Here is a 12,242-nt window from a genome sequence, read left to right on the forward strand (position 1 = left end):
TATCCACTCATACGGTAAAGCGGATTCTTTTTGTGACTTGGGTCACGAGAGCGTCTCAGGGGTGTTTTTCTATCTGTTTTGCTGGTTGCATTGAGCTATTGACTGTGTAAAGTTACGGCTCGTGGCGAGTTTGATACAGAATGTTACATTCCGTTGTTCGCAACGCGTCAAACCTTTTGCGTATGTCGCCCGATGCAGCTAACACTCTTTTGTTAGCTGTTTTTTTTGCTTTTTTGTTAATCAACTGCTTGATTTATAAGCATGGCAACACAAGGTCACCGAAACAATAAGGAGACGCCCATGAAGCGGGTGCTGCTGACTGTAAAAGGCAAGGTGCAGGGAGTCTGTTTCAGACGCTTTACCCAGCAAAAGGCTCAGTCACTGGGGGTGACTGGCTATGTGCGTAACAAAGAAGATGGTTCGGTAGAAGTGTTGGCGCAGGGGGCTTATCCGGCAGTTGACCACTTGATTGCCTGGTGCGAGCAAGGGCCACCTCAGGCTCGGGTCGATGGGGTGTATGTAGAGGAAGACGAGGCAGATGAGATCTACCTCGACTTCTCTATCAGTGATTGATCAGAGCTCTTCGCTACTATCGGCTTGAGTTTGGCTGCCCGGCTGAGCCATACGCCTTACCTGCAGGATCATACCCATACGGGGATGATCGAAGTAGTGTATTTCCCCGCTGCGAATACGGCGATTTTGCTCCATGGGAATGCTGTAAAGAAAGGGGGTTTGCAGTTCAGGCTCACCTTCTTGGGTCGCCAGAGACTTAAAGCCGGCCTCCCTCAAATTGAAGCGGGTTTCCACATAGAGATAGTGGCTGAGATAGATATTCAAAAGCCCATCGAACTCCCACACCGCCTTGGGCGTTTGCGGCACCATCAAGCTCCCAAGCGCTGCATATTCCTCACTGCCTATTTGAGTTGCTTCACTCAGGCCATTGTCCAATGCCTGCCCAGGCAGTTTGTCTTCCGACAAGCCTTCTGATAAACCATTCAAAGATGAGTTCGAAGCCGTGTCTAACTGGCTCTGGGGCAAGCCTGAAAGCTTGAAGTCCGAGCCAAAGTTGCGGCCACCAAAGAGATGCATCGCCTCGGCTCTGTGGCGGGGTTTCATCTGTTGCTGCCAGGTGAGATGCAAAAGCCCTTTCAAACCGCTCTGCCGCTTGAGGGCATTGATAACACCGCCAAATTGGGCCCGACTTTCACTGAGCAGCAAAGCGCCGGGTTGGGCGGCTGTGCTGCTGTCTCTGGGGCTGATATTCACAGGCAACTGCTTGGGCATACGGATTTCCGCTTGCCGCTGTTGGCAAGGCAAAGCGGTGGCATCCGCTTGAGTCGTGTTATCGGCCTGGGCCAGAGATATCACTTGGCCTGCCTGAAGGGGACGGCCGCGCTGTGAGTCAAAGGTATCGTTATTGAGAGCCTTATCTGCTGCGCTGTCTGCGGATTGAGATTGCCATTGCGGATCACAGTCTCCCACAGCCATGCTGCCTGAGCTGATTTCGGTGGCGACCTGGGGAGTGATCAAGTCTATGGTCTTGTTCAGCTTGAGCTCCAGCGGCGTATCCGGCCACTTTTCCGTGCTTGGCCCGGGGCGCTCAAACAGGTATACCTCGACTTCGTACCAAGGGTATTGTGCCGCCTGCAATACAGGCGAAAGTGTCAGCCCCAGAGCCAGGGTTGCCAGCATATTTCGATACACTATTTTTCTCCCACAGTGTGTTGTGCCAGTTGTTGCAGCAGTAGACCCACCATCTCCAGGCGTTCTTTACTGCTTTCGGCCGCCAGGGTGAACTTTAACTTATTCGGTCCATCCATTCGATAGATTTGTGGCTGGGATTGCAACAGGCCAATGATAAAGCCGGGATCGATAATATGATCGTCACCGAACTCGACACTGCCGCCGCGGGCGTGAAAATCCAGTTTCTTCAGCCCGAGCGCAGTGGCCTGATGCTTGTACAGTGTCAGTTGCATCAGGTTACGGGTGGCTTCAGGCAACAAACCGAAACGGTCAATCAGTTCCACCTTGAGTTCATCCAGTGCCGCTTCCGTAGTGCAGTTGGCTATCCGTTTGTAGAGCGACAGGCGAATATTGACATCGCCCACATAGTCTTCCGGCAACAGCGCCGGGATCCTCAGCTCGATTTCGCACTGCTGGTTGAGCATTTGCGCCAGGGATGGCTCCTTGCCCTGTTTCAGCGCCTTGACCGCCGACTCCAGCATCTCCATATAGAGGCTGAAGCCTATCTTGGAGATATGGCCGCTCTGTTCATCCCCCAGCAATTCACCGGCGCCGCGGATCTCCAGATCCTGAGTCGCCAGCATAAAGCCGGCGCCGAGATCCTCCAGGGCGTCAATCGCTTCTAGGCGCTTGCGGGCATCTGAGGTCATGCGTTTCGGATGCGGGGTCATCAGATAGGCATAAGCCTGGTGATGGGAGCGGCCAACCCGGCCCCTGAGCTGATGCAGCTGCGCCAATCCGAAGGTATCGGCCCGCTCTATGATGATGGTGTTGGCGCTCGGTACATCGATACCGGTTTCAATAATGGTGGTACACACCAACACGTTGTAGCGTCTGTGGTAGAAATCGGACATTACCCGCTCCAGCTCGCGCTCGCGCATCTGGCCGTGGGCCACTACCACTCTGGCATCGGGCAACAACTCGCGCAGCTCCTCGGCGCGTTTCTCTATGCTCTCCACATTGTTGTGCAGGTAATAGACCTGGCCGCCACGGAGGATCTCCCGCTCTATGGCCTCACGGACACTGGCCTTGTCGTATTCGCGCACAAAAGTTTTCACCGCCAAGCGTTTGGCAGGCGGGGTGGCGATAATCGACAGATCCCGCATGCCGGACATGGCCATATTCAGGGTGCGGGGAATAGGGGTCGCCGTCAGGGTGAGAATATCCACATTGGCCCTGAGCGCCTTGATTTTCTCTTTCTGCCGTACCCCGAACCTGTGCTCCTCATCTATGATAAGCAGGCCGAGGGCGTCAAATTTCACCTCGCTGTTGAGCAGCTTATGGGTGCCGATAACAATATCCACCTTGCCGTTTGCCAGGTCGGCAATCACCTGTTGCTGCTCTTTGGCGGTGCGAAAACGGGACATAACTTCAATCTGCACCGGCCAGTCGGCGAACCTGTCCTTGAAGTTTTCATAGTGCTGCTGAGCCAGCAGCGTCGTGGGCACCAACACCACCACCTGCTTGCCGGCGTTGACGGCAACAAAGGCGGCGCGCATGGCCACTTCTGTCTTGCCAAAGCCCACGTCACCACAGATCAGACGGTCCATGGCCACCGGTGACTGCATATCGGCGAGAACGGCGGCGATGGAGGTTTCCTGATCCACTGTCTCTTCGAACGGGAAACCCTGGGCGAACAGGGCGTATTCGGCTTCATCCAGTTCACAGGCCTCGCCTGGGCGGGCCTGACGGCGAGCGTAAACATCCAGCAGCTCGGCGGCCACATCACGAATGCGCTCTATCGCCTTCTTCTTGGCCTTGGCCCAGCTCTCGTTGCCCAACTTGTTGAGGTTGGGGGATTCATCCGGCGCCACGGCGTAGCGGCTGATGAGGTGCAGTGACGACACAGGCACATAGAGTTTGTCGCCACCGGCGTATTCCAGCTTGAGGTATTCGGCCACCACGCCGCCGGTATCTAGGGTTTCCAGCCCTTGATAGAGGGCGACCCCGTGCTCCAGGTGCACTATGGGTTGGCCGACCTTGAGCTCGGCGAGGTTTTTAATCAGGGCGTCACTGCTGATCTGGCGCTGTTTTTCCCGCCGCCTCTGCTGGGAGATCCGCTGACCGAAGAGCTCGGTCTCGCAAATAATGCTGAGCTTAGGCTCATTGAGTACGCAGCCCTTGGCAAGGGGCGAGACGATTAACCCCAACGGCGCATCCGAGTCGATAAACGCCTTGAGATGCGGGAACAGTACCGGGCGCAACTCTATCTTGGCCAGCAGCTCCATCAGCGCCTCGCGGCGGCCTTCGGATTCGGCGCTGAGCAGGACTCTGCCTGCCGAGGCGATATAGTCGGCCAATGCCTGCAAGGGCTGCTTCAGCTTATGGTTGACCGAGATATCCGGCAGCGCGCTTACTGCAGCCAATTGCTGCGGTTTTTGGGCATCCACCTGGCTCAGCTGCAGTCTTGGCCAGCGCTTGAAGGCGGCAAACAGCTGCTCGGTCAACAGATATAGGTCGGCCGGGGCCAGCAAGGGCCGCAGCGGATCGACCCGCCTGTCTTCATAGCGATTGCGCACCTGCGTCAGATGGGTGTCGGCGGCCTGCTGCAGGTCGCCCAGCGTCAGCAGTTGCACATCGCCGGCAAAATAGTCGAATAGGGTCGCGGTTTCGTCAAAGAACAAGGGCAGGTAGTTTTCGATACCGGCGGGCATCAAATGGCGGCTCACCTGCTGATAGATGGACTCGGGCTCTTTAACCAATACTTCAAAATAGCGCCGATAACGCTGGCGGAAGCCTTCTATGGCCCGTTCATCTGTGGGGAACTCCTTGGCCGGCAGCATTCGTACCTGCGACAGGGGTTCCTTGGATAGCTGGGTTTCAGGATCGAAATGGCGAATCGATTCCACTTCATCATCGAACAGTTCAATTCGCAGCGGCTCGGCTGAGCCCATGGGAAAGATATCCAGAATCGAGCCGCGAATGGCAAATTCGCCATGTTCATAAACTTGGCCGACCAGATGGTAACCGGCGCTGACCAAGTGCTCGCGCATCTGTTGCAGGCTATAGTTGTCGCCCTTGTTCAGCAACATCACATTGGCCGACAGGAAAGACTTGGGTGGCAGTCGCACCATCAGGGTGTTGATGGGCACTATTACCAGGGCGCGCTTGGCACTTGGCAACCTTGACAGGGTTTCCAGCCGCTGGGAGATCAGATCCTGATGCGGCGAAAAGCTGTCGTAGGGCAGGGTCTCCCGATCGGGAAACAACCACACGGGCAGGGCATCACCCAGAAGGTATTTGAGTTCGGCTTCCAGTGTCAGGGCGGTTGGCGTATCCGCTGTTACCAACAGGCTGACACCTTGATGTTGGCGGGCGAGGTTGGCCAAGGTCAGCGCGCGCTCCACGCCTTCGCCGAGGCCGAGATGGCGGATCTCGCCGGCCTTTGGGGCACCCGCAGGCGCCAGTACAGAAAACTTATTCATTGAAGATGTGATAACAGATTCATTCTGAATGGATTGCGCACCATTGTAGAGATTTAGGATGGCTCATGCCAGTTGGGATCCTGACTGGCTTTACGCCTTTTGAGCTGCTTTTGTTGCACGCTGAGACTGGCCTTGACCAAGAGTTCGATATCGGCATCCTGGATCACCCGATAATCGAGATCGGCCAGAAACAGGCCTTCATGGTCTGGGTCGTCGCGGCATTCCCGCACCGAGGCGATACACTGCAAGGACAGGATTTCATCGCGAATAAACAGGGTCAGCTTGCAAAATGTACCGGCGTCCAGTGCCTGGGGTAACTGCACCCGCACGCCGCTGCCGCCAAATTGCACCCCGGGGCAGTGTTGGCCTTCGCGGCTCTCTTGCTCCAATACGTGCTGTAACACCAGATCTATCTTACGGGACTGGAGTTTGAGGTAGTCGACTATCGCCCGGCCCTCATCGCCGAGTTGCCTTAGCTGCAACAAACAGCCGGCTTCCAGCGCCTTGACCTCGCTCATCAGTTTCAAGCCGGTGGATTGCATCGCCAGCAGTTGGCTCTCGGTCGGCAAGGGAGTGTCCTTGGGCCAGAGGCTGAGATAGACATCGAAGGCGTGGGGCACGCTGAAGTATGGATTGGATTCAGGAAACAAGGTCCCGCCTCTTGTATTTACCCGGTCAATCCACCTATTATCGTGCCCACTTCATTGATTTAGCAAGCGCAGCGCACAGGACATGCTATCCCTCTCATGAATCCGGGACTCTCATTTTACATAGGTTATCGTTACTGGCGTGCCCGCAAGGCCAACGCTTTTGCTTCCTTTATTACCTTCTTCGCCGTCAGCGGGATTTTTCTCGGGGTGGCAGCATTGATTATTGTCAGCTCTGTGATGAACGGCCTGGAAGGCCAGCTCAAGACCCGAATCCTGGGGGCTATCCCACAACTGACGGTCCATACAGACCACTCTTTTGACGACTGGCAAAGCTTTAAAGGCGATTTGCAACAATTGCCCGGGGTGCTCGGGCTGGCGCCTTCGGCGACCACCCAGGCGATGGCCCAGTCGGCCGATAATATCAGTGCGGTGCAGCTCTATGGCATCTACCCCGAGGCCGAGAAAAATCTCTCGGTTGTAGCCAAACACGCCTATCTGGATGCCTTCGATTCGCTCAGCAGCGGCAGCTACCGGGTGTTGTTGGGCTCAGAGCTGGCACGACGGCTCAATGTTACCACCGGTGACAAGCTGCGTCTGCTCAGCGGTGATGGTGTGGTGTACTCGCCGCTTGGGCCTGTTCCCAGCCAGCGAATTTTTGAAGTGGCGGGTATTTTTGAGATGGGTTCTCAGGTCGATGCCGGGGTGGCTTTTCTGCACTATGAAGATGCCCGCCGCTTGATGCGTCAGTCGCCAAAGCAAATTCAGGATCTCAGACTGTTTCTGAGCGACCCCTTCAGCGCCCCGGCGCTGGCGCCCAAGGTTGAACATTTGTTCGAAGCTAAGGGCGTTGAGGTGAGCGTCAGCGACTGGCGTGACAGTTATGGCCATCTGTTCGCCGCGGTGAAGATGGAAAAGAACATGATGTCTTTGATGTTGAGCCTGATTGTCGCGGTGGCGGCCTTCAATATCGTCTCGGCGCTGGTGATGATGGTAGTGGATAAAACTGCCGATGTCGCCGTGCTCAAGACCCAGGGGCTGGGCAGGCTGGATATCATGACCATTTTTATCTCCCAGGGCTCCCTCAACGCCCTGATAGGCCTGGCGCTGGGCCTCGGGGTTGGCATAGTGGCCACTCTCAACATTAATCCGCTGCTGTCGACCCTGGGGATCGCCGTATTGGGCGCCGGGCAGAGGTTACCCGTGCAGCTGGAACCGCAGCAGCTGGTGCTTATCGCCATCGGCACTCTGCTGATGACCCTGGCCGCCACCTTGTACCCGGCCATTCGGGCCGCCCGGGTAGAACCTGCGACTGCACTTAGATATGAATAAGAGAATCAATACCATGCAACAAGCCGCGCTCCTTGAAGCCAAAGCCGTCAGCAAGAGTTATCAGGAAGGCAAGCTCAGCACCAAGGTGCTCGAGCAGGTCGACCTCAAGGTGTATCCGGGGGAGCAGTTGGCTATTGTCGGCAGTTCGGGCTCGGGCAAGAGTACCTTGCTGCATATTCTTGGCACCTTGGATAAGCCTTCTGCCGGTCAGGTGTTGCTCGAAGGCGAGGATTTATACAAGGCCTCGGCCTCCCGCCAGGCACAGCTGCGCAATCAGGCGATGGGCTTTATCTACCAGTTCCATCATCTGTTACCCGAATTCAATGCCCTGGAAAACGTGGCCATGCCGGGGCTGATTGCCGGTCGACCCAAGGCGGAAGTGCGAGCACAGGCCAGGGCCTTGCTCGAAAGAGTGGGGCTGGGACATAGATTGGATCACACCCCGGCGGAGCTTTCCGGTGGTGAGCGCCAGCGGGTGGCCATTGCCAGGGCCTTGATCAACAGCCCCAAAGTGGTACTTGCCGATGAACCTACGGGTAACCTGGATGCCCACAGCGGCGAGGCTGTCTATGAGCTTATCCGCGAGCTGGCCTCGCAACTGGGCACGGCTTTTGTGGTGGTAACCCATGATCATCAATTGGCGGCCAGGATGGATAGGCAGCTGCAGATGGTCGATGGTCGTTTGTCGGCGCCGGAGGCGGGCCAATGACGGCGCATCCCGCCTTGCTGCCCCTGATCATCGGCTGGCGCTTTTACCGTGCCCGCCAGAGCAGCAGCTTTATCAGTTTTATCTCTTTTGCTTCCACCGCAGGTATCGCCCTCGGGGTTGCCGTGCTTATTCTGGTGCTGTCGGCGATGAACGGCTTTGAGCGCGAGCTGGAGCAGCGCCTGCTCGGGGTTGTGCCCCAGGGGGAGTTGAGCCAGGTCCGCGAACCTATTCACGACTGGCGTCAGATAGTGTCGGACGCCGAGCAAATCGACGGCATCAGCGCCGCTGCTCCGCTGGTACGCATGCAGGGCTTGGTGCAAAAGCCGGGCGGTTTTGTCGGCTTGTCTGTGGTGGGGGTTAACCCCGAGGCCGAAGCGCGGGTTTCGACCCTGAGTCAGTATCTGACACAGGAAAGCTGGCAGAGCCTTGAGGGCGACAGCAATCATATCGTGCTGGGCCAGGGAATGCTGGACAAACTAGGACTTAAGGTGGGTGATCGCCTGACCCTCTATCTGCCATCACCCCATGGCAAGGGCAGTGGTCAACTGGCGCAGGCCCGCAGTCATTCGTTGTTGATAAGCGGCAGTTTTCGTCTCGGCGGCGAGCTTGAATACACCACGGCTTATGTGCCCATGGCCTATGCCCAGCGCCTGCTAGGGCTTGCAGACGAGGTGACCGGGGTGAGAATCAAGGTTGAGCGGGTATTTGAAGCGCCGCGGCTGATTCGCGAGCTGGGTTATGCCCAGAGCCAGACTTTGTATCTCAACGACTGGACCCGCACCCAGGGGCATCTCTACCAGGACATTCAGCTGGTGCGCACCGTCATGTATCTTGTTCTGGCATTGGTAATAGGTGTGGCCTGTTTTAACATAGTCTCCACCCTGGTGATGGCGGTGCGTGACAAGGCTTCGGAAATCGCCATCTTGATGACCATGGGACTTAAGCGCGGCGCCGTGATGCTGGTATTTATTGTCCAGGGCGCGCTCAATGGTGTGCTCGGCTGTGCCATAGGAACCTTGCTGGGGGTATTGCTGGCCAAGAATCTCTCGGCCATCGCCAAGGGGATTGAGCAGTTGACCGGGCATAAGTTGCTCTCGGGGGATATCTATTTTATCGATTTCTTGCCATCTAGGCTCGAGTTGGCGGACGTACTGGTCGTGGTCACTATGGCGCTGCTGATGAGTCTGCTGGCTACCTTGTATCCGGCGTTCAGGGCCAGTCGCATCGCCCCGGCAACCGCCCTGGCCGGGCGCTGATAAACGACAGGCAGATCTTAAAAAGCAAGAACCCGGCGATGGCCGGGTTCTTGCTTTTTGTTGGCTGAATATGCTTTGGGTTGCCAAGTTTGGTTAGCGCTAAGACTATGTATCCCTGAAGTACTCCTGAAGTATCCCTGAATTGTGCCGCTCCAGTGACGTTACTGCCAGCAGCAGTTATTTACGTCGTTTTTGCCACTGCAGATAGATGGAGTACTGCCAGGCACTCTTGATCACAAAATATCCCGTCAGGGCGCTGATCACACCCAATACCAAACAACCGAACAGGAAAGGTGGGCCTATGGTGCTGATGGAGGATTCTATCCAGGCCCAACTGGCTTCAAAGACAAACTGCTGCGGCGGGTGATTGAGCAGCTTGGCACCTATCAAATAAGCCAGATAAAACATGGCCGGCATGGTTACTGGGTTGGTAATCCAAACCAAGGCGACCGACACCGGCAGATTGACATGAAAATAGATTGCCAGCGCCGCCGCCAGCACCATTTGAAACGGCATTGGCATCCAGGCAACAAACAGGCCTATGGCGAAGGCGCCGGGGGCAGAGCGGCGATTCAGTGCCCAGAGGTTGGGTTTGTTCAGCAGGCTGCCGAAGATCTTGAGGTGCTTGTGATTCCTCAGTTTCTCCGGATCGGGCATGAATCTCTGAATGATCTTTTTTGGCATAGGCTCAGATTGCTGTCTTAAATTACTCAATGATGAATCAATGCTTATCGGGCTTTTGCATCGCCGTACTCTCGGCCATGCTTTGGCCTTGGATACCGCCCTTATTCTCATTGCCAATTATTGCAGTGCTGCTGGTTTTGTGCCTCAGAGTCTTGAGCGGGAGCTGGGTTCCCAAGGGAAGTGCTTTGCTCTATGGTGCTTTGGGCGGCGTGCTGTGGGTCAGTGTTTATTGTCAGTTAGTCATTGATATTAAAAGCCTTACTGACTCATCATCCAGCTCTGAAACATCTGTTACTCAGACACTGCGGGGCGAAATCATATCACTAGTTTCTGCAAACGGCGACTGGATCCGTATGGATATTCGGCCAATTGATGATAATTCTGCAACCCTGTTGGCACCCCTGGCCTCCATGTGGCGTTTGAGCTGGCAGGGAGATGCATTGCCATCGCCGCAATTGGGTGAGGTGTGGCAGTTTGAAGTTAAACCCAGAACCTTCGCCGCCGTGCTCAATCAGGGCGGCTTCAATCGTCAGCGCTATCTGCTCGGTGAGCGGATAACCGCCAGAGGCCAGGTGATATCAGGTGAGCGGCTGTTGCCATCAACTGGGCTCAGGGCCCGATTGGTTACAGAGTTAACTCCAATCTTGGCCGAAATTGAGGGCGGCGATCTGCTGCTGGCGCTGACCTTGGGTGAGCGGTCACTCTTTTCCGAGGCGCGCTGGCAAGAGTTGCGCCAATCCGGCAATGCCCACTTGGTAGCGATTTCGGGGTTGCATCTTTCGGTGGTTGCTTTTTGGTGTTATCTGCTGAGTTTGGGAGCGCTCAAGCGTTGGGCACCCGTCTATGGGCGGCGCAATCTGGTACTGGCATCTTTGGCTGCATTGCTGATGGCACTCTTTTATGCCTATCTGGCGGGCTTTGCCATTGCCACTCAAAGAGCCTTGCTGATGCTGTGTTTGCTGGTGTTATCGACTTTAATGATGCGCTATAGCTCGGCCTGGGAGCGGCTGTTGTGGGCACTGGCCTGCGTACTCTTGATTGACCCCTTGGCCAGTCTCAGCGGCGGCTTTTGGTTGTCATTTTCGGCGTTGGCGTTAATTTTGCTGAGCCTTAATCATCAAGTTCATAATCCTAAGGCTCAGGAGCAGGAGCAGGAGCAAGTACTGACCCACTGGCCAGCAAAGCTCAAGCGCTGGGCCTTGGCATTCTGGGCGATACAGTGGCGCCTTTGTCTGGGGCTGTCGCTACTGCAGGCGATACTCTTCGGCGCAGTGACGGTTCACAGCCTGTGGCTCAACTTGCTATTGGTGCCTTGGTTCAGTTTGCTGGTGATCCCCCTGGCGCTGCTGGCACTGCTGCTGTGGTCGGTGTTCTCCGCCTTGGGGATGGATGCTGTGGCACTCATGCCTTGGCAATTGGCATCTTTCAGTCTCTGGGCGGTGCAAAAATTATGGCAGTTTAATAGTCAGCTTCCCGGTGGCTGGCTCATGTTGCCGCAGGCTCTCAGCGCCGCAGCGCTGTTGTTGTTTCCGGCATGGCTTTGTTGGCGTATGTTGCCCAAGGGCCGGGGCGTGGCGATGCTGCTGATATTACCCTTTGTACTGCAGCTCGGGCTTTGGCTTGGCCTGCTTAAACCCAAGGGCTGGCAAATGCATATGTTGGATGTGGGCCAGGGGCTGGCTGTGGTGGTACAAAAAGGGCCACATGCATTGCTTTATGATACAGGTGCGGCCTTTGGCGAGCGTTTCAGCTACGCCGAGAGGGTGATAGTGCCTTTCCTTGGCGCCAAAGGCGTGACCAAACTTGATTACCTGATTATCAGCCATGGCGATAATGACCATGCAGGCGGCGCCCAAGTGCTGATGCAGGCCTTTGACAAGGCAGGGTTGATCACCGATGTGTCTGAGCTAAAGAGCCGTTATTCAAAGCGTTGGCACAGGGGCTGCCGCCCGGGGATGCTCGATTGGCAAGGGATAGAGCTTAACTTTCTTGGCCCCCAAGTACCTGAGCCTGGCAACAATGGCTCCTGCGTGCTGCAGCTCTTCGATGGTCATCATAGAGTGCTGCTGCCGGGGGATATAGAACTGGCCGGTGAGGTCGCCTTATTGCATGGAAAAGGCGCAATCGAGAGTGATATTTTACTGGCGCCCCATCATGGCAGTCGCACCTCATCTCACCCTGAGTTTATCGGCGCAATAGCACCCGAGTGGGTGTTGTTTGCGGCCGGATACGGCAATCGCTGGGGATTTCCCAAGGAAGAGATACGTTTGAGGTATCGGGCCTTTGGCGCTCAAGCCTTGATTTCCGGCGAGCTGGGGCAGGTGAGTCTCCACTTTGATGGCCAGGGTTACACAGTGCACAGTTACCGCGAGGATCTGGCGCCATTTTGGTATAACCGCTTGTTTGGGTTTGGTATGGCAGGGAATCCAGAGTAGAATGGCGACTT

9 protein-coding genes are annotated in these 12,242 nt (G+C 56.0%); 5 read left to right on the top strand and 4 right to left on the bottom strand.

Annotated features, from left to right (window positions below; translation table 11 throughout):
* Nucleotides 1–300: 300 nt before the first annotated feature.
* Nucleotides 301–573, top strand: a complete 273-nt coding sequence (locus CBE72_RS03660; protein ID WP_100142365.1) for an acylphosphatase — start codon at nucleotides 301–303, stop codon at nucleotides 571–573.
* Here CBE72_RS03660 and CBE72_RS03665 read toward each other — a convergent pair whose 3' ends face one another.
* The 3 genes from CBE72_RS03665 to CBE72_RS20395 are packed head-to-tail and all read right to left on the bottom strand — an operon-like array spanning nucleotide 574 to nucleotide 5,818.
* Nucleotides 574–1,704, bottom strand: a complete 1,131-nt coding sequence (locus CBE72_RS03665) for a CsiV family protein (protein ID WP_100142366.1) — start codon at nucleotides 1,702–1,704, stop codon at nucleotides 574–576.
* Complete coding sequence (mfd, locus tag CBE72_RS03670; RefSeq protein WP_100142367.1) at nucleotides 1,704–5,168, bottom strand: transcription-repair coupling factor; 3,465 nt, start codon at nucleotides 5,166–5,168, stop codon at nucleotides 1,704–1,706. Before mfd ends, CBE72_RS03665 begins: the two co-directional genes overlap by 1 nt.
* A 53-nt stretch (nucleotides 5,169–5,221) precedes the next feature.
* On the bottom strand, nucleotides 5,222–5,818 hold the full coding sequence (locus CBE72_RS20395; RefSeq protein ID WP_100142368.1) for a hypothetical protein: 597 nt from the start codon (nucleotides 5,816–5,818) through the stop codon (nucleotides 5,222–5,224).
* Between the two features lie 96 nt (nucleotides 5,819–5,914).
* On the opposite strand from CBE72_RS20395, the gene CBE72_RS03680 reads away from it, so the two are divergent.
* Genes CBE72_RS03680 through lolE form a run of 3 tightly spaced genes read left to right on the top strand, consistent with a single transcriptional unit; the run spans nucleotide 5,915 to nucleotide 9,112 of the window.
* On the top strand, nucleotides 5,915–7,147 hold the full coding sequence (locus tag CBE72_RS03680) for a lipoprotein-releasing ABC transporter permease subunit (RefSeq protein WP_100142369.1): 1,233 nt from the start codon (nucleotides 5,915–5,917) through the stop codon (nucleotides 7,145–7,147).
* On the top strand, nucleotides 7,140–7,856 hold the full coding sequence (lolD, locus tag CBE72_RS03685; RefSeq protein WP_044734777.1) for a lipoprotein-releasing ABC transporter ATP-binding protein LolD: 717 nt from the start codon (nucleotides 7,140–7,142) through the stop codon (nucleotides 7,854–7,856). Before CBE72_RS03680 ends, lolD begins: the two co-directional genes overlap by 8 nt.
* Complete coding sequence (lolE, locus tag CBE72_RS03690) at nucleotides 7,853–9,112, top strand: lipoprotein-releasing ABC transporter permease subunit LolE (RefSeq protein ID WP_100142370.1); 1,260 nt, start codon at nucleotides 7,853–7,855, stop codon at nucleotides 9,110–9,112. Before lolD ends, lolE begins: the two co-directional genes overlap by 4 nt.
* A 177-nt stretch (nucleotides 9,113–9,289) precedes the next feature.
* Here the strand turns inward: lolE and CBE72_RS03695 are convergent, their stop codons facing one another.
* Nucleotides 9,290–9,796 carry a DUF2062 domain-containing protein gene (locus CBE72_RS03695; protein WP_100142371.1) on the bottom strand — a complete coding sequence of 169 codons (507 nt, stop codon included), beginning with the start codon at nucleotides 9,794–9,796 and terminating at the stop codon, nucleotides 9,290–9,292.
* A gap of 77 nt (nucleotides 9,797–9,873) precedes the next feature.
* Here CBE72_RS03695 and CBE72_RS03700 point away from each other — a divergent pair, with 77 nt between their 5' ends.
* Nucleotides 9,874–12,231 (top strand): DNA internalization-related competence protein ComEC/Rec2, encoded by a 2,358-nt coding sequence (locus tag CBE72_RS03700; protein ID WP_100142632.1) that lies wholly within the window; start codon nucleotides 9,874–9,876, stop codon nucleotides 12,229–12,231.
* Nucleotides 12,232–12,242 lie beyond the last annotated feature (11 nt).

Origin of the sequence: Shewanella carassii (assembly GCF_002777975.1) — a bacterium.
Taxonomy (GTDB): Bacteria; Pseudomonadota; Gammaproteobacteria; order Enterobacterales; family Shewanellaceae; genus Shewanella; species Shewanella carassii.

Coding starts and splice junctions, on each gene's coding strand:
- lolE (WP_100142370.1), top strand. CDS start 7,853: ATGACGGCGCATCCCGCCTTGCTGCCCCTGATCATCGGCTGGCGCTTT.
- CBE72_RS03680 (WP_100142369.1), top strand. CDS start 5,915: ATGAATCCGGGACTCTCATTTTACATAGGTTATCGTTACTGGCGTGCC.
- CBE72_RS03660 (WP_100142365.1), top strand. CDS start 301: ATGAAGCGGGTGCTGCTGACTGTAAAAGGCAAGGTGCAGGGAGTCTGT.
- lolD (WP_044734777.1), top strand. CDS start 7,140: ATGAATAAGAGAATCAATACCATGCAACAAGCCGCGCTCCTTGAAGCC.
- mfd (WP_100142367.1), bottom strand. CDS start 5,168: ATGAATAAGTTTTCTGTACTGGCGCCTGCGGGTGCCCCAAAGGCCGGC.
- CBE72_RS03695 (WP_100142371.1), bottom strand. CDS start 9,796: ATGCCAAAAAAGATCATTCAGAGATTCATGCCCGATCCGGAGAAACTG.
- CBE72_RS03700 (WP_100142632.1), top strand. CDS start 9,874: ATGCTTTGGCCTTGGATACCGCCCTTATTCTCATTGCCAATTATTGCA.